Raw genomic sequence first — 20826 nt, 5'->3', positions numbered from 1 at the left:
TCCAAAGTTTTTTTGAATTAAAAAAGGATATTAATTATTTATGTAGAATAAGTAAGTAAGAGAAGGCGAATGAATTACATAAAGGGAGGAAATTTGCAGTGAATAAAATATCAGTTGCTTTAGTGGATGACAACAAAGAGCTCGTACAATTGATGGAGGATTACTTTGAAGAACAGGAAGATATTGAAGTTATTGGTACAGCTTACAATGGGAAGGAATGTCTGAGCTTACTTCAGGAAACAAATCCGGACGTACTTCTTCTTGATATCATTATGCCGCATATAGATGGACTCAACGTACTGAATAAGATAAAAGATGATCCTGATAAACCACATGTTATCATGCTGACGGCGTTTGGACAGGAGGAAGTCATGAAAAAAGCAGTGGATTATGGTGCTTCCTATTTTATTTTAAAGCCATTTGACCTGGATAACCTTTCCGATCAAATCCGGCAGGTTCAAGGCAATAGTGCAGCACTTCCAACAAGCAGCAGAAAAGGAGTAAAAAGAGAGAAGAAAAAGCAGGATTTAGAAGCAAGCATAACCAATATCATTCATGAGATTGGTGTTCCGGCTCATATAAAGGGATACATGTATTTAAGGGAAGCAATCACCATGGTATATAATGATATTGAACTACTCGGTTCCATTACAAAGGTGCTTTATCCTGATATCGCTAAAAAATATAATACAACCTCTTCACGGGTTGAGCGCGCTATCCGCCATGCAATTGAAGTGGCTTGGAGCAGAGGTAATATAGACTCCATTTCAGCCTTGTTCGGCTATACGATCAGCATAACGAAAGCAAAGCCTACAAACAGTGAATTCATCGCCATGGTTGCAGATCGTCTTCGGCTGGAACACAGGGCAAGCTAGAGGAAACGTAAAAATCTTTCTTTCAGATAGCAATTGGCAGGAAATACCCTAAATTTTAAAAAAAACCGATGGGATAATAAATCGCACCCATCGGTTTTTTATTTTATTTCAAGCTGTTTTTGCAACAAACTGTAAGAACAGCGCCTTTTTACAAAACAGTTGCTGTTTCTTTCGTTTCCACTTCTTCAAAATAAGCTTTGTACAAGGAACTTACAGCTTTATCCAGGTTTTCTGATTTAATCCCAAACATCATGGATACTTCCGAGGATCCCTGATTGATCATTTCAATATTCACATTGGCATTGGAAATGGCTGCAGTTGCTTTACTGGCAATACCAATGGTACTAACCAATCCTTCTCCCACAACCATAACAATGGCGAGATCCCTTTCCATTTTTATGGTGTCAGGCTCCAGTTCATCCTCTATTCGTTTCAATATATAAGCTTCTTTTTCCTTTGATAATTTACTATCACGTATAATGATTGTCATGTCATCAATTCCGGAAGGTGCATGTTCAAAGGATACACCGGCATCTTCCAGAATGCTGAACAGCCTTCTGCCAAAACCTACTTCCTGGTTCATGAGGTACTTGCTTATATACAAGCTCGAAAATCCGGTATCACTGGCAATCCCTGCAACATATTTCTGATTTTGTTCTTTCTCTGCAATAATCATCGTTCCCGGCAAATCAGGGTTGTTTGTATTTTTTATACAAACAGGGATCTTTTTTTCGACTGCAGGTCTTAATGCTTCATCATGAAAAACAGAAAATCCGGCATAGGACAGTTCCCGCATCTCCTTATAGGATAACGTGTGGATTTTCTTTGGATTCTTCACAATCTTTGGATTAACTGCGTAGACGGAATCCACATCTGTAAAGTTTTCATACAGGCTTGCTTTTACACCTGCTGCTACAATAGAACCACTTATATCTGAACCACCTCTGGAAAAGGTGACTAGCTGACCGTCTTTTGTAAATCCGAAAAAACCGGGAATGACTAATATACCGTCACGCTCTCTTAATTTATATAATGTTTCATAGCTCTCCGGCAGAACTTTTGTATTGCCTTTATTATAGCTTAGAATGATTCCTGCCTCATTTGGGTTGACATACTCTGCTTTCACACCGGTTTTTTTCAAATACTCACTCAGTAATTTGGCTGAACTATCTTCTCCAATCGCTTTCAATGCATTTAATTTCATCGTATTGGAAGAAGACATTTCGAGTACTTGCCTGATTTTGGCATGTATCTCTTCCAACAGACGTTCAGGAAGATCCAGTTCCTTTACGATTTCCCTGAAACGTTCCATAACAATTTCTTCGCAATCTTCGTGTGGTTCATTGTTTATGTAACAATTCCCCAGTTGAATTAACATGTCCGTTACTTTAAAATCTTCTTCACATCTTTTTCCGGGTGCTGATACAACAACGAACTTTCTTTCGGGGTCACTTGTAATGATGTTTGCCACCTTTTTCATTTGTTCTGCATTTGCTACTGAAGTCCCCCCGAATTTTGAAACCTTCATGTTACTATCATACCTCCATGTATTTATTCTATTTTACATAATAACATAAATGAGCAGGAATGAAAGTGTTTGTGGAATGATGTTTCCAAGAATAATTGCTCCACATTGAGCAGCATCACTCCTCATAACAAAAAATTATTCTCCATTTTGGTTTTCCTGTTTCCTTGTTCTTTGCCGTTTCCGGTCCCGATGAACAATAAATCCGCCAATAAAAGCAACACCACCGATAAATAAAATGAAACCGGCAATAAATTGAATACTGATATGCAAAAATACTGGAATGAATTCATTAAACAAAGAATCTCTCATCAATTTAATTCCATATGCTGCAAGCACACCCGGAATTATCAACGTAAGCACTGCAATAAACCTGGCCATTCCACTTCCCCTAACTGAATAATTAATGAATACCATAAACAGTATAACAAATTATGGCCATAAATAGGAACGAAAGATATTTGATAAACATTGCACGTTATTGTATGCTAAAAACATGCAAAACAATGCAGGGCGGGATATTGATGAAGAATGTATTAATTGTCGGCGCCGGAAAAGGCGGATCTGCTTTACTGAATATATTACATGAGACTGAGAAGTTGAATATAGTGGGAGTAATTGATAAAAACCCCCATGCTCCAGGGATGAAGCTTGCAAAAAAGTATAATATACCTGCAGATTCAAAATGGAACAAATGGCTGGATAAAGAAATAGATATTATCGTGGAAGCAACCGGGGATGATCATGTACTTGAAGAATTGATCCGCCACAGGAAAGGACAGACTGTTGTTATTCCGGGTACAGTCGCATACATCATCTCCGAACTATTTAATGAGAAAGAAAATCTGCTGAACAGAATTAAATTACAAATGAATAATCAAAATTTAATCCTTGATAATATAAGGGACGGCATGATCGTTGTTGATCACAAGGGGATCGTGCAGTTTGTAAATCGCAGTGCAGAGCAAATAATCGGACTGGCAAAGGAAAATTTTGAAGGTAAATATATACGCCATGTCATTTCCAATTCAAGATTACCGGATGTGTTGCGGGAAAAGGGTAAAGAAGTAAACAGAAAGCTCATATTGAAAAACGGAAAGCAAATAATTACAACACGAATCCCCATTATTAATGATGAAGATTCCCTTGTTGGTGCTTTTGCTGTATTTAAGGATATAACCGAAGTAATGAATTTAGCGGAGGAAAATACAGATTTAAACGAAATAAAGACCATGCTGGAAGCAATAATCCAATCTTCGGATGAGGCCATTAGTGTGGTCGATGAAAAAGGTGTTGGCTTAATGATAAATCCTGCCTATTCACGTATAACAGGCCTGAAAGAATCCGATGTGATCGGAAAGCCGGCGACTGCCGATATATCCGAAGGGGAAAGCGTACATATGAAAGTCCTGCAAACCCGAAGGCCTGTTAGGGGGGCACGGATGAAAGTCGGGCCAAAAAAGAAAGATGTCTATGTTAATGTGGCTCCCATTATCGTGGATGGTGTTATTAAGGGAAGTGTTGGTGTTTTACATGATGTGACGGAAATACAGTCACTGACGAGTGAATTAAAGCGGGCGAGGCAAATCATACGAAATCTGGAAGCCAAATACACTTTTGATGATATAATCGGAAATTCGCCGGAAATGAAATTGGCTCTGGAACAGGCAAAAGTAGGTGCCAGAACTCCGGCAACTGTTTTATTGCGTGGTAATTCCGGTACCGGCAAGGAACTGTTTGCCCATGCGATACATAATGAGAGCGACAGAAAACACGGAAAGTTCATTCGGGTTAATTGTGCTGCTATTGCAGAGACTTTACTGGAAAGTGAGCTATTCGGATATGAAGGGGGAGCTTTTTCAGGAGCAAAGCATGGCGGGAAAAAGGGACTGTTTGAAGAAGCTAACCATGGAAGCATTTTTCTTGATGAGATAGGTGAGCTTTCATTAAATATGCAGGCGAAGCTATTACGGGTTTTACAGGAAAATGAAATTGTCCGTGTTGGTGGAACTGATCCTGTTTCCATCGATGTACGAGTAATAACAGCTACAAATGTGAATTTGGAAAAGGCTATTATGAATCAAACGTTTCGTGAGGATTTGTATTACAGATTAACCCGTCTGCCGATCTATATTCCAGCATTGGAAGAGAGGCTGGAGGATCTGCCTGAGCTGACAGCACATATTATTTTAAAATTGAATCAGGATTACGGCAGAAAAATACATGATATTTCAAAAGAAGCATTATTAAAATTATCCAGCTATCATTGGCCGGGAAACATTCGTGAGTTGGAGAATGTGATTGGCAGAGCAATGATCTATATGGATATAAACGAGGAAACAATAGAGAAACATCATTTACCGGAGCTTCGAAGTTCCGAAGAGTTGGAACACGAATATGGCAGTGGAGAAAATATATCATTAGAAAAGCCGTTGCAGCAAGCATTAGACCGGTTTGAAAAAAATTATATTTACGAAGCTTATAAACAAAATAACTTTAATAAAACAAAAACCGCCAAAATGTTAAATATTTCATTAAGAAGCTTATATTATAAAATGGACAAACACCAACTTGAAAGAAACAGCATGCAATAATTTGCGTTATTTGCAATTCTTTGCATGCATGGGCATCTGTAAATGAAGCGCTTACAGGGGGTGGGGAGTTGGCATGTTTCTTGCAATAAAAATAATTGGGACCTTTAGGAGGATAAAATGCATACATTAGCTGCTATCAAAGAAAGGGCAAAACAGGGAAAGAAAAGGGTTGCGGCAGTAGCAAATGCAACGGATGAACAATTGCTGCGAGCGGTTAAAACAGCATTAGATGAAAATCTATGCGGATTTTTATTGTTTGGTAATCTGGAGGAAATAACCAGTTTGGCAGCAAAAATTAACCTGGACCTGTCCGTTTCCGGGATTCATGTTGAACATACTGACACCAAGGAAGAAAGTGCGACAGCAGCAGTAAAAGCCGTACACAGCAATCAGGCACAAATTCTTATGAAAGGAAACCTGCCCACAAAAGAATTAATGAGACCTGTTTTAAATAAAGATTTCGGGTTACGGACAGGAAAAGCATTGTCTCATGTAGCCGTTTTCGAAGTACCAAATCAAAGCAGGCTTTACTTTCTCACTGATGCTGCAATGATGATCTCCCCAACAATAGAAGAAAAAGCAGAAATCATTAAAAATGCTGTTCAGGTGGCACAGGGTGTCGGGCTGGAAGTTCCAAAAGTGGCTGTGCTTGCCTCTGTGGAAACCGTTAATACTAAGATGGACTCTACTGTAGACGCAGCCGTTTTAACACAAATGCAAAAAAGAGGGCAAATAACCGGGTGTCTTGTTGATGGACCGCTTGCTTTTGATATTGCCGTTTCCAAACAAGCGGCAAGTTATAAAGGGATTCATTCCGATGTAGCCGGTGCCGCTGACATATTACTTGTTCCCACTATTGATATGGGAAATGCATTATATAAGTCTTTTGTATATTTTGCAGGTGCAAAAGTGGCAGGGGTAATCAGTGGAGCTAAAGCGCCTATTACTGTAACTTCAAGAGCAGACTCTGCTGAGGATAAATTATACTCACTCACGTTGGCGTTAGTTTCCGCTAAAAAATTTTAGGAGGATGGGAAATGGAAATATTTACTTATATGGAAAAATATGATTATGAACAGCTTGTCTTTTGTCAGGACGAAAATTCAGGTTTGAAAGCGATTATCGCCCTACATGATACGACTTTGGGACCTGCATTGGGTGGCACAAGAATGTGGACGTATGAGACAGAAGAAGCTGCGATAGAGGATGCTTTAAGATTGGCAAGAGGGATGACTTACAAAAATGCTGCCGCCGGTTTAAATTTAGGGGGAGGAAAAACAGTAATTATCGGCGATCCAAAAAAAGATAAAAACCCAGAAATGTTCAGGGCATTTGGTCGATATATACAAAGTTTAAACGGCCGTTATATTACTGCGGAGGATGTTGGTACAACAGAAGAAGATATGGACCTGATCCATATGGAAACGGATTTTGTCACCGGAATTTCAAAAGAATCACAAGGTTCTTCAGGAAATCCATCCCCTGTAACTGGTTATGGCATTTATATAGGAATGAAAGCTGCGGCGAAAGAAGTTTACGGGAATGATTCTCTGGAGGGTAAAACCGTTGCAGTGCAGGGTGTTGGGAATGTGGCTTATGCATTATGTGAACATTTGCATGAAGAAGGCGCTAAATTAATTGTGACAGATATTAATAAAGAAGCTGTAAATCGGGCTGTAGGTGCATTTCAGGCAGAAGCTGTTGACCCTGAGGATATTTATGGAGTGGAATGCGACATATACGCGCCATGTGCTCTTGGAGCCACCATCAATGACGAAACAATACCTCAAATAAAAGCTAAAATTATTGCTGGTTCAGCCAATAATCAATTAAAGGAGTCCAAACACGGGGACATTCTTCATGAAAAAGGAATTTTATATGCCCCTGATTACGTGATAAATGCCGGCGGAGTCATTAATGTTGCCGATGAACTAATCGGTTATAACCAGGCAAGAGCAATGAAAAAAGTGGAAACCATATATAACAGCCTGAGTAAAGTATTTGAAATCGCGAGAAGGGATCACATCCCTACCCATACGGCTGCTGACAGAATGGTGGAGGAAAGAATTGCTTCCCTGAAACGATCAAGAAACCAGTTTCTGTTGGACAATCATCATATTTTAAGCAGAAGATAATACCGGCTTAATACTACGGAGGTCTGCATTTTGCAATCACACTACCGAGTTCTTGTTATTAACCCTGGATCAACATCTACAAAAATAGGTGTTTTTGATAATGAAAGTTGTATTTTTGAGAAAACGATACGTCATAAACTGGAAGATATAAAAGAATTTATGCATATTATTGATCAATATGACTATCGAAAAAATATTATCCTTGAACAATTGGATTATGAAGGAATAAATATTTCCAAATTGGATGCCGTTTGTGGAAGAGGAGGTCTGCTTCAGCCCATCGAAGGGGGGACCTATACAGTCAATCAGGCGATGCTGCACGATCTGCAGAGTGGATATAACGGAGAACATGCATCCAATCTGGGTGGGATCATTGCCAATGAAATAGCAGCAGGTCTTAACATCCCGGCTTATATTGTAGATCCGGTTGTGGTGGATGAAATGAACGATATTGCCCGTTATTCCGGCGTTCCCGATATCCCGAGGAAAAGTATTTTCCATGCATTGAATCAAAAGGCAGTAGCCCGCAGAGCGGCGAATGATTTGCATGCAAGCTATAATGATATCAATTTAATTGTTACACATATGGGTGGGGGCATCACCATCGGCGGTCATAAGAATGGAAAAGTAATTGATGTGAACAATGGACTTCACGGGGATGGTCCATTTTCACCCGAGCGTGCAGGAACTGTTCCTGCCGGGGATTTGGTTTCATTATGTTTTTCCGGGCAATATTATCGTGATGAAATAATGAAAAAACTGGTAGGGCAAGGCGGTCTGATGGCATACCTGGAGACCAACGACGCCCTCGAAGTGGAAAGGCGCATAGAAACCGGTGATCAAAATGCCAAACATGCCTATGAAGCGATGGCTTATCAGGTTGCCAAGGACATTGGCTCCATGGGTGCCGTGCTCAAAGGGGATGTGGATGCTATTGTATTAACCGGCGGCCTTGCGTATGGAAAAAATTTTGTGGAAATGATCACAGAGCGAGTCAATTGGATTGCAGATACCCTCGTATATCCGGGGGAAAATGAATTGCAGGCTTTAAATGAAGGTGTGTTGCGCGTATTAAGGCAGCAGGAGGAAGCTAAAGTATACCCAAACAATCGTTAGGAGTGAACAGTATGGCAAAAGATTACGATCTCGTGATACTTGGAGGAGGTACCGGCGGCTATGTTGCTGCAATTCGGGCATCACAACTTGGCATGAAGGTCGCCATTGTGGAAAAGAACGAACTTGGAGGGACATGTTTGCACCGGGGGTGCATACCATCCAAAGCATTACTTCGCAGTGCTGAAATCTTCAGGCAGACAAAGGATGCGGAACGATTCGGTGTAATGACAGCATCCCCTTCGATTAATTTTACCAAGGTACAGGAAAGAAAAGAGAGCATTATTCACAAACTGCACCAGGGTGTTCAAGGGTTAATGAAAAAAGGGAAAATTGATGTTTATGAAGGCTTTGGCCGTATACTTGGCCCAAGTATTTTTTCTCCCATGCCGGGAACCATTTCCATAGAGTATGATAACGGTGAAGAAAACACAATGCTTGTTCCCAATAATGTGCTAATTGCTACCGGTTCCAAACCAAAGTCACTCCCCGGTTTAGAAATTGATGGAAGCATTGTAATGACTTCAGATGAAGCACTGCATATGGAATCGCTTCCTTCATCAATTATAATTATTGGTGGCGGTGTAATCGGAATAGAATGGGCTTCCATGCTGGCAGACTTTGGTGTCAAGGTAACTGTCATTGAATACACCAGTCAAATATTGCCTACTGAGGATGAGGCGATTGCAAAAGAAGTGGAAAAGCTTTTGAAGAAAAAGGGCATCAGCTTTGTGAAAAGTGCAAAAGCATTGCCTGAGTCACTATCGAGGGAGAATGGAGTTTCCATAGATGTTGAAATAAATGGAAAGCCGGAAAGTTATCAGGCTGAAAAACTGCTTGTTTCCGTTGGAAGAGAAGCAAATACAACGAATATTGGGCTGGAGAATACTGATATTGTAGTTGAGAATGACGTTATTCAAACAAATGAATTCTACCAGACAAAAGAATCACATATTTATGCCATTGGAGACGTTATAGGCGGGATGCAACTGGCCCACGCAGCCTCACATGAGGGTATTACTGCTGTAGAACATATGGCAAATGAAAATCCGTTTCCGATTGATTACAACAATGTTCCTTCTTGTATTTATTCCAGTCCGGAAGTTGCCAGTGTCGGAATGACAGAAATACAGGCTAAAGAAAGCGGGTTTGAGATTAAAACAGGCAAATTTCCTTTTCAGGCCATTGGAAAAGCACTCGTCCACGGTGAATCGGACGGGTTTGTAAAAATTATTGCAGATAAAAGTACAGAGGATATTCTTGGCGTTCATATGGTTGGTCCTCATGTGACAGACATGATTTCAGAAGCCGGGCTTGCCAAAGTACTGGATGCCACACCTTGGGAAGTAGGACAAGCGATCCATCCTCACCCTACCTTATCTGAAATCATGGGAGAGGCATCACTTGCAGTCGAAGGAAAGCAAATTCATGGATAAGAATGAAGGAGGGAATAATGATGTCAAAAAACAGACACAAGGAATTGGGACTGACGAATGAAGAAGTATTGGAAATGTATAAAACCATGCTATTAGCACGAAAGCTTGACGAAAGAATGTGGCTTCTAAACCGGGCGGGTAAAATCCCGTTCGTCATATCATGTCAGGGACAGGAAGCAGCACAGGTAGGTGCCGCCTTCGCCCTCGACAGACAAAAGGATTATGCAGCTCCTTATTATCGTGATTTGGGTGTTGTATTGGCATTTGGCATGACTGCCAAAGAAATAATGCTTTCCGGATTTGCCAAAAAAGAGGATCCGAACTCCGGAGGACGGCAGATGCCTGGTCACTTCGGACAGAAAAAGAACAGAATCTTAACCGGGTCTTCACCAGTGACTACACAGCTCCCTCATGCTGTTGGAGTAGCTCTTGCTGCCAAAATGGAGAAAAAAGACTTTGTTTCTATTGTGACATTGGGAGAAGGCTCATCCAACCAGGGAGACTTTCATGAAGGCTTAAACTTTGCCGGGGTACATAAATTACCGGTAATCACGATGGTGGAAAACAATAAATATGCGATATCCGTTCCGATTGAGAAACAACTTGCGAGCAAAACAGTCGCGGATCGCGGACAAAGCTATGGGATGCCGGGCTTTACTGTAGACGGAAATGATCCATTGGCTGTATATGAATCTGTAAAGAATGCCAGGGAACGTGCAGTAAATGGAGAAGGGCCTACATTAATAGAAGCAATAACGTATCGCTTAACTGCTCATTCAAGTGACGATGATGACCGTTTATATCGGGAAAGTGATGAAGTGGAAGAAGCAAGGAAAAACGACTCTATTATTACCTTTGCTGCCTATTTGAAAGATAATGAGATACTTACCGACGAATCAGAAAAAGAACTTAATGAGGAAATCAGTAATTTGGTCAATGAAGCTACCGATTATGCGGAAAATGCACCATATGCTGAACCTGAGGAAGCCTTAAAATTTGTTTATGAGGAGTAAGGAGGGAAATAAACTATGCCAGTAATGTCATATATACAAGCTATTACCACTGCATTAAAAGAAGAAATGGTGCGGGATGAGAAAGTCTTTATTTTAGGTGAAGACGTGGGGAAAAAAGGCGGTGTTTTTCGCGCAACCGATGGATTGTATGAGGAGTTCGGTGAATACCGGGTGCTGGATACACCCCTTGCGGAATCTGCCATTGCCGGGGTGGGTATAGGCGCTGCAATGTACGGCATGCGTCCGGTTGCTGAAATGCAATTTGCCGATTTTATCATGCCCGCAGTCAATCAAATCATATCCGAAGCTGCAAAAATCCGCTATCGTTCCAACAATGACTGGAATGCACCGATTACAATACGTGCTCCTTATGGAGGCGGCGTTCACGGGGCACTTTATCATTCCCAGTCCGTGGAAGCAGTTTTTGCCAATCAGCCGGGACTGAAAATCGTTATGCCGTCAACACCATATGATGCGAAAGGATTACTGAAAGCTTCCATTCGCGATAATGACCCGGTTCTTTTCTTTGAGCATAAACGTGCCTACCGTTTATTAAAAGGGGAAGTGCCTGAGGATGACTATGTACTTCTAATCGGTAAAGCGGACGTGAAGCGGGAAGGATCGGATGTAACCATCATTACTTACGGCTTATGTGTACATTTCGCATTGCAGGCTGCCGAAAAACTGGCTGAAGAAGGCATTGATTCTCATATATTGGATCTAAGAACGGTTTACCCGTTAGATCAGGAAGCCATCATTGAGGCTGCAAAGAAAACAGGCAAAGTGCTGTTAATAACCGAAGATAACAAAGAAGGAAGCATTATTGGTGAGGTTGCAGCGATTATCGCGGAAAACTGCCTCTTCGATTTGGATGCTCCTGTCCAGCGGCTCGCCGGCCCAGATGTACCTGCCATGCCATATGCACCAACAATGGAGAAGTACTTTATGGTAAACCCGGATAAAGTGGAAAAAGCAATTCGCGAACTAGCAGAATTTTAAATGAAGGAAGGTGTATAAAAGATGGCGAAAGAAAAAATAAACATGCCCCAATTAGGTGAAAGTGTAACAGAGGGAACGATCAGTTCGTGGCTAGTGAGTGTAGGTGACAAAGTAAATAAGTATGATCCTATAGCAGAAGTAATGACAGATAAAGTAAATGCCGAAGTTCCTTCTTCCTATACCGGTGTAATAAAAGAACTGGTAGCCCAGGAAGGGGATACAATTGCTGTAGGTGAATTAATGTGCTATATAGATACGGAAGGGGATTCAAGCGGCTCTGCATCTGTATCAGAAACAGATTCCAGGCAATCAGAAGAAAAGCAATCTGCAACAGATCAACAAAAATCAGGGCAGCCTGACAATGAAGACGTATCAATGAAAAAACGTTACTCTCCCGCCGTGTTAAAAATGGCTCAGGAAAATGATATTGACCTTGATCAGGTAAATGGTACCGGCAGAGGGGGAAGAATAACCAGGAAAGATGTGGAAAAAATAATTGAAAGCGGAGAAATTCCAAAATCAGAAGCAGCGGAAGCCAAAGCCGCAGCCGCACCGGAAACTCCAAGTTTGTCAACACACGCCGCCGCTACAGGAGCCCCGCAACAAAAGGCACAATCCGGCGATGTCGAGATCCCTGTAACCGGGGTCCGTAAAATGATTGCCCAGAATATGGTCCGTTCCAAGCAGGAAATACCACATGCCTGGATGACCGTTGAAGTGGATGTCACCGATCTGGTTTCTTACAGAAACGAAATAAAGAATGAATTTAAGCAAAAAGAGGGATATGGTTTAACTTTCTTCGCTTTCTTTGTAAAAGCAGTTTCCCAGGCTCTGAAAGAATATCCGGAGCTGAACAGCACATGGGCTGAAGATAAAATTATCCAAAGAAAAGATATTAACCTTTCCATCGCTGTGGCAAAGGATAATGAATTATTTGTTCCTGTCATCAAACATGCAGATGAAAAAAGCATTAAAGGAATTGCCCGAGATATTAATGACCTGGCCGCAAAAGCAAGGACAGGAAAGTTGACAGCTGATGATATGCAAGGCGGTACGTTTACCGTAAACAACACAGGTTCTTTCGGGTCTGTGCAATCCATGGGAGTGATTAACCATCCCCAGGCAGCAATTTTACAGGTGGAATCCATAGTGAAACGTCCTGTTATTTATAATGACATGTTTGCTGCAAGAGATATGGTGAACCTATGTTTATCACTTGATCACCGTATCCTGGACGGTCTAGTCTGCGGCAAATTTTTAAGCAGGGTGAAAGAGATCCTGGAAAACATGAATAAAGACACCACCAATATATATTAAATATCCTGCTGCCGAAAGTTAACAGTAGCGCCTGGAGTGAAGCTGCAATGCTTTCGGATACAGGCGGTTGTAAAGTTTTTGGATTGTTTTCCAACTAATAATGATAAAACAAATCCTGTAAAAAGAATCCAAAACTGTGAACCACTATTATTTAAAATGTAATACCATGTCAATAAATTGAAAAATGTAACAGGAATTGATATGCTGAAAAGGAGTTTTACTATACTTAGCCTATAAGGGGATGAAAGATATATGGATTTCAACTTATTCATGAATGATGTTGTTGATGCCGCTCGGAAGGATATAACCGAAGCTGGTTATAAAGAGCTATTAACACCGGATGAGGTGGATGAAGCATTAACGCAAAAGGGAACCACATTAGTGATGATCAATTCCACTTGCGGCTGTGCCGGAGGAATTGCCCGTCCTGCTGCTGCAAATGCGATCCATTATGATAAAAGGCCGGATCATTTGGTAACAGTATTTGCAGGACAGGATCCGGAAGCCACTGAAAAAGCAAGGGAATATTTTGAAGGATTTCCGCCTTCTTCACCATCATTTGCTTTTATGAAAGACGGAAAAATTGTAACTATGCTGGAACGCCATGATATTGAGGGATACAGTGCGATGGATGTCATGGGTAAGCTGCAGCAGGTTTTTGATGAACATTGTGAAGAAGTGTAACAAGCCTTGAGGCTGGCTCTATGCAAATAGGCCAGCCTCCTTTACATTAAGGTTTGCAATGCATTATGCACCAAATACATAGAAATAAACTAAACCTGTAAGTCGGGAACATTCAGGAATATCCCGGCAAATCAAAGTTCATTAATGAATTTTTTTAAAGACATAGAACAAAAAAGATATTATACTGTATTGAAGCAGGGTTAAAGTTCTACAATTTCTTTGCCCGCTCATACTTTTTTGAAAGCCATTTATAAAAGACTGGCAATTTCCCAGTCTATGTCTCTTTTTTTATATAAACATGGCTAAGCCGGCAGTCAAAGATGACAGTATCATTGCAATAATCATAATATAGATAATGATTCTCGTTCTTCGTTCACGTTTTGATTTTTTGCGTGTTGCCACAATTAGTCCTCCTTTAGTACAGCTTACTACTTGTATTTTAGCGTGAAAATGCTATATGAACAAGTGAAAATAGAAAAGAAATAGAGAAATAAGGGTAAATCTATGTCAATATATAACATACGGGGGTAGTAGAACAATGAGTGAGAACAAAAATAATAAGAGAAAAGAATGGGAGAATGCTGTCGATGCAGTAGTAAAACGCTTTCCCGAAAGAAAAGAATCGTTTACGACGTCTTCCAATATTGAAGTGGACCGGTTATATACCGGAGAGGAAGAAAAAGAGGACATTGGATACCCGGGAGTATATCCCTACACAAGAGGCATCCAGCCTACGATGTACCGCGGAAGATTCTGGACGATGCGGCAATATGCCGGCTTCGGCTCAGCTGTAGAAACGAATAAGAGATTTCGGTATCTGCTGGACCAGGGACAAACAGGGCTGTCCGTTGCCTTTGATTTGCCCACCCAAATCGGCTATGACTCCGATGACAGTATGGCAGAAGGTGAAGTAGGCAAGGTAGGTGTTGCCATTGATTCCCTTGAGGATATGGAAAAGCTTTTGGATCAGATACCACTTGATCAGGTAAGCACCTCCATGACTATAAATGCACCGGCTTCCGTCCTTTTGTGCATGTATATTGCTGTCGGTGAAAAGCAGGGTGTTCCACTGGAAAAGCTTACAGGTACGATACAAAACGATATACTAAAAGAATATATTGCACGTGGTACGTATATTTATCCGCCGAAACCGTCCATGAGACTGATCACCGATATTTTTGAATTCTGTCAAGAAAATGTGCCAAAGTTTAATACGATCAGCATATCCGGTTATCATATCCGCGAAGCCGGCTCCAATGCTGTCCAGGAAGCGGCATTTACAATTGCAAATGGCATGGCTTATGTCGATGCTGCATTGGATGCGGGACTTGATATAGATTCCTTTGCGCCCAGACTGGCCTTTTTCTTTAACGCTCATAACAACTTCTTTGAAGAAGTGGCAAAATTTCGTGCTGCAAGAAGAATTTGGGCCAAATTAATGAAAGAGCATTATAAAGCAAAAGATCCAAAAAGCTGGAAGATGCGTTTTCATACCCAAACCGGCGGCTCCACACTAACAGCCCAGCAGCCAGATAATAACATTGTACGGGTAACATTGCAGGCTTTGGCAGCGGTAATGGGTGGAACACAAAGTCTGCATACAAACTCAAGGGATGAAGCTTTATCCCTGCCGACGGAAGAGTCTGCCAGAATCGCACTCCGCACACAGCAGATTATTGCGCATGAAAGCGGTGCAGCGGATACGATCGATCCATTGGGCGGCTCCTACTATGTGGAGCAGTTAACAGATCAAATGGAAAAAGATATTAACGCTTATCTGGAGCAAATTAAGGAAATTGGCGGTGCGGTACAGGCAGTGGAAGAAGGCTATATGCAGCGGGAAATTCATCAAAATGCCTATGAAACGCAAAAAAATATTGAAAAAGAAGAAGAAATTATTGTCGGATTAAATAAATTTACTTTGGATGAAGAAGTGGATCCGGACCTATTAAAGGTAGACGAGTCATTGGAAAAAGCACAAAAAGATGCCATCAACAACATAAGGGAAGAAAGAAACCAGACCGAAGTGGACAGAAAACTGGATGCGCTCCGTAAACATGCAAAAAATGAGGACAGCAATCTGATTCCATATATTTTGGATGCAGTTAAGACATATGCTACCATCGGAGAAATTTGCAACGTACTGCGCGATGAATTCGGCGAGTACACAGGGATATAAGACGAGGGGGATAATGATGGGAAAGATTCGAGTATTAGTAGCCAAACCTGGTCTCGACGGGCATGACCGCGGGGCATTGGTTATTTCACAGGCATTAAGGGATCGCGGAATGGAAGTCATTTATACGGGACTGCGACAATCACCGGCACAAATTGCCCAGGCAGCAGTTCAGGAAGACGTGGATGTAATTGGTTTATCTTCTTTATCGGGAGCGCATAAGTCATTGTTCCCAAAAGTGATCGAGGAACTGGACAAGCGGAATGCAGCTGATATTCCGGTAATTGGTGGTGGAGTAATCCCGAGTGAGGATATATCATTTTTACTGGAAAGCGGGATTAAAAAGATTTTTACAAGTGGTGCTTCCACTGAAGCGCTGGCAAACTATATCGAGGAATTAATTGACCCGAAAAAGGAAACATTGCCGCCTCCGGAGAAGATTGCCCATATCGGAATCGCGGTCAAGCAAATTGATCACGTGCTCCCCTTTTATACCGATACATTGGGACTTACACTGGAAGGTGTGGAAGAGGTGGAATCGGAAGGAGTTAAAGTTGCCTTTTTAAAAATCGGGGAAACCAGGTTTGAATTATTGGAACCTGCCAATGATCAATCACCGATTCAGCAATTTCTCGATAAAAAAGGAGAAGGGATTCACCATATCGCCTTGGAAGTGGACCATATTCAGGCACGTTTGGAAAAACTGAAAACAGAAGGGATAGAAATGATCAACGAGGAACCGAAACTTGGGGCACACAACAGTCAAATTGCCTTCATTCACCCAAAAGCCGCAAATGGGGTGCTGTTTGAATTATGCGAGCATGACAGCGGAGGTGAGGCATAGTGGATATTTTTGATAAGATCAATGAACTGTATGACAAGCGAAGGGAAGTAGAGCTTGGCGGCGGGGATGAACGAATCGATAAGCAGCATGAAAAGGGTAAAATGACTGCAAGGGAACGGATTGAGTACTTATTGGATAAAGGTTCATTTGTTGAACTAAATCCATTTATTGAAACCCGTGCATCTGATTTCGGTATGAGCAATAATACGGCAAAAGGTGAAGGGGTCGTGACCGGGTATGGGAAAATCAATGGAAGACCAGTTTACTTATTTGCCCAGGACTTTACCGTTTACGGTGGAGCGCTCGGAGAAATGCACGGCAAAAAAATTGCCGCTGTCATGGATTTGGCAGCAAAAAACAAGGTGCCGTTCATCGGATTAAATGATTCTGGAGGGGCACGTATTCAGGAAGGCGTATCTTCCTTGGACGGATACGGCCATGTCTTTTACCGGAACTCGGTCTATTCGGGAGTAATCCCGCAAATTTCCGTCATCATGGGACCGAGTGCCGGTGGTGCCGTATACTCCCCGGCAATTACCGATTTTGTCATTATGGTGGAAAAAACGTCACAAATGTTTATTACCGGTCCAAAAGTGATTGAGACAGTGACCGGGGAAAAAATCTCATCTGAAGATCTTGGCGGAGCTGCCATTCACAATGCCAAAAGCGGAAACGCCCATATAAAAGCAGCCAATGAAGAAGAAGCACTGGATGCCGTACGCAACCTGTTGTCCTATTTACCGAATAATTTCAAGGAAAAGCCGGAAATACGGGAATGGCCATCCGAAAATGAGGGACGCCCTGCCTTAACGGATATTGTGCCATATAATGCAAGGAGTCCTTACGATGTTAAAAAAGTAATTGATGAGGTCGTTGATGAAGACAGTTTCTTTGAAATCCATGAAAACTTTGCGAAAAACATCGTTGTCGGCTTTGCCAGAATAAAGGGAAAGACAGTGGGACTCGTATGCAATCAGCCTAAATATCTTGCAGGCGGCCTTGATATTGATTCCAGTGATAAAGCGGCCAGATTCATTCGTTTCTGTGACTCTTTTAATATTCCGCTTATTACTTTTGAAGACGTCACAGGATTCTTCCCCGGAATTAAACAGGAACACGGCGGAATCATCAGACATGGCGCAAAGATCCTTTATGCCTATTCCGAGGCTACGGTACCAAAGATAACGGTAATAACGAGAAAGGCTTACGGTGGTGCCTATGTTGCCTTAAACAGTAAGTCCATCGGTGCTGACCTTGTCTATGCCTGGCCGAATGCGGAAATTGCCGTCATGGGACCGGACGGGGCAGCGAATATTATATTTGCCAAAGAAATTGCGGAAAGTGAAAATCCCGAAGCGACAAGGCAAGAAAAAATAGATACATACCGCGAAAAATTCGCCAACCCATACGTAGCAGCAGGTCTTGGCATGGTTGATGATGTGATTGATCCGAGGGAAACGCGGGTCAAGCTGATTCAGGCCTTGGAAATGCTGTATAATAAGCAGGAAGAAAGACCGGACAAGAAGCATGGAAATATTCCTTTGTAAAAAAAGATGCCTACGTTCATCGATGATAAAAAATGGAGGCTGTAAGTTATGACAGAAGTTAATAAAGAAAGATTAATTAACGAATTTATCGAGCTTGTGCAGGTAGATTCAGAAACAAAGCATGAAGCAGAAATTGCCCGTGTTTTAAAAGATAAATTTACACAGCTTGGCCTGGATGTAAAAGAAGATGCAAGCATGGAGGAGACCGGCCATGGTGCAGGGAATTTAATTTGTACGCTGAAAGGGGATAACCCGGATGCGGAACCCATTTATTTTACTTCCCACATGGATACCGTTGTTCCCGGCAAAGGGATTAAGCCAAGTATAAAGGATGGATATATTTCCTCTGATGGATCCACTATTCTAGGAGCGGATGATAAGGCTGGGATTGCAGCCATGCTGGAGGCAATCCGCACATTGAAAGAAAACAATATACATCACGGGGATATTCAATTTATTATAACAGTCGGAGAAGAATCCGGACTGGTGGGAGCCAAAGCACTGGATGTTTCCCTTATTAAAGCAAAATACGGTTATGCACTCGACAGTAACGGCAAAGTTGGTGAGATTGTAGTGGCAGCGCCAACCCAGGTGAAGCTGTGGACCATTATGAAAGGGAAAACAGCCCATGCCGGTCTGGCACCGGAAAAAGGAGTTTCTGCGATTACGCTTGCTGCAAAAGCAATTGCAAAAATGCCGCTTGGCAGAATTGATGAAGAAACGACTGCAAATATCGGCCGCTTTGAAGGCGGAAAACAAACTAATATCGTAGCAGACCATGTAGAAATACTGGCAGAGGCACGTTCATTGGATCCCGATAAAATGGACAGGCAGGTTCAAAAAATGAAAGAAGCCTTTGAACAAACCGCAGAAAGCTTTGGGGGATCTGCAGATGTCACGGTTAAACTCATGTACCCGGGGTTTAAACAGCAAGCAGGCGACCATCTCGTCAAAGTTGCACGCAAGGCAGTAAAATCGATAGGCCGTGAAAGCAAGCTTGTAAAAAGCGGTGGAGGAAGTGATGCCAACATTATTGCAGGCCATGGTATCCCTACGGTTAACCTGGCAGTTGGGTACGAAGAGATTCATACAACGAATGAAAAAATGCCGGTGGAAGAACTCGTAAAGATAACTGAATTGGTTACTGAAATTATAAAAGAGGTTAATGAAAATTAAATCCTCTTCATCCCTTTGTATAGACAATAATCTATAACAAAGGGATTTTCCTTATTATGATATAATAGAGCTATCAAAAAAATAAAAAAGGACGTCTTACCATTGATCCAGCTGAAAACCAAAGGACCCAGAGTAATTTTTCATGTTGATATGAATTCTTTTTATGCATCCGTGGAAATGGCCTATAATCCCGAGTTGAAGGGAAAACCGCTGGCAATCGCAGGAAACCCTGATGAAAGAAAGGGGATCATTGTAACAAGCAGCTATGAAGCAAGAGCCAAAGGGGTAAAAACAACGATGACTTTATGGGAAGCAAGAAAATTATGTCCTGAATTAATTGTCATGCGACCAAACTTTGATCGTTACCGCGCTGCATCCAGAGAAATATTTAAAATGCTAGCCGAAATTACACCTTTTGTACAACCCGTGTCCATTGATGAAGGGTACATGGATGTAACGGACAGCCTTTCACATGGAAACCCGGTGAATATTGCTCATGATCTGCAGCAAAGAATCTTCAAGGAATTGGATCTTCCCTGCAGTATTGGCATCGCTCCAAATAAATTTCTTGCCAAAATGGCCTCTGACATAAAAAAACCAATGGGAATTACAGTATTGCGAAAAAGGGAATTGCAAAAAATCCTCTGGCCGCTGCCTATCGAAGAAATGTATGGTGTCGGTGAAAAAACAGCAACGAAATTGAAAAAAGTAGGAGTAAATACAATTGGCGACCTGGCAAAAAAGAATGTTTATGACCTGAAGCAGATTCTTGGCATAAATGGAGAACGCCTTCAGAATAGAGCAAATGGCTTGGATCCACGGCCAGTTGATCCGGATGCCATCCATGAATTTAAAAGTATAGGTAGCTCGCAAACCCTTCCCCATGACACAACGGATGAAAGGGAGATTCAGCAATTATTGCAGTCGCTCAGTGATAATGTACAACGAAGACTGAACAGGAAACAGGCAGTGGGAAAGAGCGTGCAATTAATGATTCGTTTTCACGACAGGAAGACGATAACAAGAAGCAGGAAATTGTCCAATTATATAGAAACAAAGGAAGAAATTTTTGAAGTTGCCAATGACTTGCTGCAAAACCATTGGAATGGCGAACCCGTCAGGTTAATTGGTGTTACAGTTCAGGACATTAATGAAAAGCAGTATATTGGTAAGCAACTGAATTTATTTACGTATGAAAAAGAGAAAGATAAAGAAAAACTGTACAATGCCATTGAAGACCTGTCAAAAAAATACGGAAAGAATCCATTTAAACAATGGAAACAGGAAGATTTTAAGAAGGATCAGCCCAGAACAAGTTTTCAAAAAGACTTTCTGGATGATTATAAAAGGGAATAGAGTCACATGGTTGTCTTGCACAACTATAAAGTTTTG

18 protein-coding genes are annotated in these 20826 nt (G+C 41.5%); 15 read left to right on the top strand and 3 right to left on the bottom strand.

Annotated features, from left to right (window positions below; translation table 11 throughout):
* Positions 1 to 98 precede the first annotated feature (98 nt).
* Entirely contained in the window at positions 99 to 875 is a 777-nt protein-coding gene (spo0A, locus tag ACZ42C_RS05085; RefSeq protein WP_461180591.1) for a sporulation transcription factor Spo0A, read from the top strand.
* A gap of 148 nt (positions 876 to 1023) precedes the next feature.
* Here the strand turns inward: spo0A and ACZ42C_RS05080 are convergent, their stop codons facing one another.
* Together ACZ42C_RS05080 and ACZ42C_RS05075 are read right to left on the bottom strand one after the other, a co-directional pair.
* Positions 1024 to 2403, bottom strand: a complete 1380-nt coding sequence (locus ACZ42C_RS05080; RefSeq protein WP_461180592.1) for an aspartate kinase — start codon at positions 2401 to 2403, stop codon at positions 1024 to 1026.
* A 135-nt stretch (positions 2404 to 2538) separates the two neighbouring features.
* Positions 2539 to 2781, bottom strand: coding sequence for a DUF2627 domain-containing protein (locus ACZ42C_RS05075; RefSeq protein ID WP_461180593.1), 243 nt, complete (start codon positions 2779 to 2781; stop codon positions 2539 to 2541).
* Positions 2782 to 2924: 143 nt separating this feature from the next.
* Here ACZ42C_RS05075 and ACZ42C_RS05070 point away from each other — a divergent pair, with 143 nt between their 5' ends.
* The 9 genes from ACZ42C_RS05070 (at position 2925) to ACZ42C_RS05030 (ending at position 13691) form a co-directional block, all read left to right on the top strand.
* A complete protein-coding gene (locus ACZ42C_RS05070) occupies positions 2925 to 4994 on the top strand; it encodes a sigma-54 interaction domain-containing protein (protein ID WP_461180594.1) in 2070 nt (689 codons plus the stop codon).
* 117 nt (positions 4995 to 5111) lie between these two features.
* Complete coding sequence (locus ACZ42C_RS05065) at positions 5112 to 6020, top strand: bifunctional enoyl-CoA hydratase/phosphate acetyltransferase (RefSeq protein ID WP_461180595.1); 909 nt, start codon at positions 5112 to 5114, stop codon at positions 6018 to 6020.
* Positions 6021 to 6031: 11 nt separating this feature from the next.
* Positions 6032 to 7129: a Glu/Leu/Phe/Val family dehydrogenase gene (locus ACZ42C_RS05060; protein ID WP_461180596.1), complete on the top strand. Its 1098-nt coding sequence runs from the start codon at positions 6032 to 6034 to the stop codon at positions 7127 to 7129.
* 27 nt (positions 7130 to 7156) lie between these two features.
* A complete protein-coding gene (buk, locus tag ACZ42C_RS05055) occupies positions 7157 to 8245 on the top strand; it encodes a butyrate kinase (RefSeq protein WP_461180673.1) in 1089 nt (362 codons plus the stop codon).
* 11 nt (positions 8246 to 8256) lie between these two features.
* Positions 8257 to 9678, top strand: coding sequence for a dihydrolipoyl dehydrogenase (gene lpdA, locus ACZ42C_RS05050; RefSeq protein WP_461180597.1), 1422 nt, complete (start codon positions 8257 to 8259; stop codon positions 9676 to 9678).
* Between the two features lie 20 nt (positions 9679 to 9698).
* Positions 9699 to 10691: a thiamine pyrophosphate-dependent dehydrogenase E1 component subunit alpha gene (locus ACZ42C_RS05045; RefSeq protein ID WP_461180598.1), complete on the top strand. Its 993-nt coding sequence runs from the start codon at positions 9699 to 9701 to the stop codon at positions 10689 to 10691.
* Positions 10692 to 10706: 15 nt separating this feature from the next.
* The gene (locus ACZ42C_RS05040; protein WP_461180599.1) at positions 10707 to 11690 is read left to right on the top strand and encodes an alpha-ketoacid dehydrogenase subunit beta; all 984 of its coding nucleotides are present in this window, start codon (positions 10707 to 10709) and stop codon (positions 11688 to 11690) included.
* Positions 11691 to 11711: 21 nt separating this feature from the next.
* The gene (locus tag ACZ42C_RS05035) at positions 11712 to 13007 is read left to right on the top strand and encodes a dihydrolipoamide acetyltransferase family protein (protein ID WP_461180600.1); all 1296 of its coding nucleotides are present in this window, start codon (positions 11712 to 11714) and stop codon (positions 13005 to 13007) included.
* A 252-nt stretch (positions 13008 to 13259) separates the two neighbouring features.
* Positions 13260 to 13691, top strand: coding sequence for a BrxA/BrxB family bacilliredoxin (locus ACZ42C_RS05030; RefSeq protein WP_461180601.1), 432 nt, complete (start codon positions 13260 to 13262; stop codon positions 13689 to 13691).
* 288 nt (positions 13692 to 13979) lie between these two features.
* Here the strand turns inward: ACZ42C_RS05030 and prli42 are convergent, their stop codons facing one another.
* Entirely contained in the window at positions 13980 to 14093 is a 114-nt protein-coding gene (prli42, locus tag ACZ42C_RS05025) for a stressosome-associated protein Prli42 (RefSeq protein ID WP_461180602.1), read from the bottom strand.
* Positions 14094 to 14229: 136 nt separating this feature from the next.
* Between prli42 and ACZ42C_RS05020 the strand changes: the two genes are divergently transcribed.
* The 5 genes from ACZ42C_RS05020 (at position 14230) to ACZ42C_RS05000 (ending at position 20790) form a co-directional block, all read left to right on the top strand.
* Positions 14230 to 15870, top strand: a complete 1641-nt coding sequence (locus ACZ42C_RS05020; RefSeq protein ID WP_461180603.1) for an acyl-CoA mutase large subunit family protein — start codon at positions 14230 to 14232, stop codon at positions 15868 to 15870.
* Between the two features lie 16 nt (positions 15871 to 15886).
* Complete coding sequence (gene mce / locus ACZ42C_RS05015; RefSeq protein WP_461180604.1) at positions 15887 to 16711, top strand: methylmalonyl-CoA epimerase; 825 nt, start codon at positions 15887 to 15889, stop codon at positions 16709 to 16711.
* Positions 16708 to 18258 (top strand): acyl-CoA carboxylase subunit beta, encoded by a 1551-nt coding sequence (locus ACZ42C_RS05010; RefSeq protein WP_461180674.1) that lies wholly within the window; start codon positions 16708 to 16710, stop codon positions 18256 to 18258. Before mce ends, ACZ42C_RS05010 begins: the two co-directional genes overlap by 4 nt.
* Positions 18259 to 18306: 48 nt before the next feature.
* Positions 18307 to 19434, top strand: a complete 1128-nt coding sequence (locus tag ACZ42C_RS05005) for a M20/M25/M40 family metallo-hydrolase (RefSeq protein WP_461180605.1) — start codon at positions 18307 to 18309, stop codon at positions 19432 to 19434.
* A 102-nt stretch (positions 19435 to 19536) separates the two neighbouring features.
* Entirely contained in the window at positions 19537 to 20790 is a 1254-nt protein-coding gene (locus ACZ42C_RS05000) for a DNA polymerase IV (RefSeq protein ID WP_461180606.1), read from the top strand.
* Positions 20791 to 20826 lie beyond the last annotated feature (36 nt).

This window comes from Virgibacillus kimchii, from assembly GCF_055379185.1.
Note: the sequence above shows the minus strand (reverse complement) of the source record. Positions and strands in the feature narration are given on the sequence as shown.

Bases quoted from the DNA above. Each gene is read 5' to 3' on its own strand.
- ACZ42C_RS05035 (WP_461180600.1), top strand. From the start codon at position 11,712: ATGGCGAAAGAAAAAATAAACATGCCCCAATTAGGTGAAAGTGTAACA.
- ACZ42C_RS05005 (WP_461180605.1), top strand. From the start codon at position 18,307: ATGACAGAAGTTAATAAAGAAAGATTAATTAACGAATTTATCGAGCTT.
- ACZ42C_RS05040 (WP_461180599.1), top strand. From the start codon at position 10,707: ATGCCAGTAATGTCATATATACAAGCTATTACCACTGCATTAAAAGAA.
- ACZ42C_RS05030 (WP_461180601.1), top strand. From the start codon at position 13,260: ATGGATTTCAACTTATTCATGAATGATGTTGTTGATGCCGCTCGGAAG.
- ACZ42C_RS05070 (WP_461180594.1), top strand. From the start codon at position 2,925: ATGAAGAATGTATTAATTGTCGGCGCCGGAAAAGGCGGATCTGCTTTA.
- ACZ42C_RS05060 (WP_461180596.1), top strand. From the start codon at position 6,032: ATGGAAATATTTACTTATATGGAAAAATATGATTATGAACAGCTTGTC.
- lpdA (WP_461180597.1), top strand. From the start codon at position 8,257: ATGGCAAAAGATTACGATCTCGTGATACTTGGAGGAGGTACCGGCGGC.
- ACZ42C_RS05020 (WP_461180603.1), top strand. From the start codon at position 14,230: ATGAGTGAGAACAAAAATAATAAGAGAAAAGAATGGGAGAATGCTGTC.
- ACZ42C_RS05075 (WP_461180593.1), bottom strand. From the start codon at position 2,781: ATGGCCAGGTTTATTGCAGTGCTTACGTTGATAATTCCGGGTGTGCTT.
- ACZ42C_RS05045 (WP_461180598.1), top strand. From the start codon at position 9,699: ATGTCAAAAAACAGACACAAGGAATTGGGACTGACGAATGAAGAAGTA.
- ACZ42C_RS05065 (WP_461180595.1), top strand. From the start codon at position 5,112: ATGCATACATTAGCTGCTATCAAAGAAAGGGCAAAACAGGGAAAGAAA.
- ACZ42C_RS05080 (WP_461180592.1), bottom strand. From the start codon at position 2,403: ATGAAGGTTTCAAAATTCGGGGGGACTTCAGTAGCAAATGCAGAACAA.
- mce (WP_461180604.1), top strand. From the start codon at position 15,887: ATGGGAAAGATTCGAGTATTAGTAGCCAAACCTGGTCTCGACGGGCAT.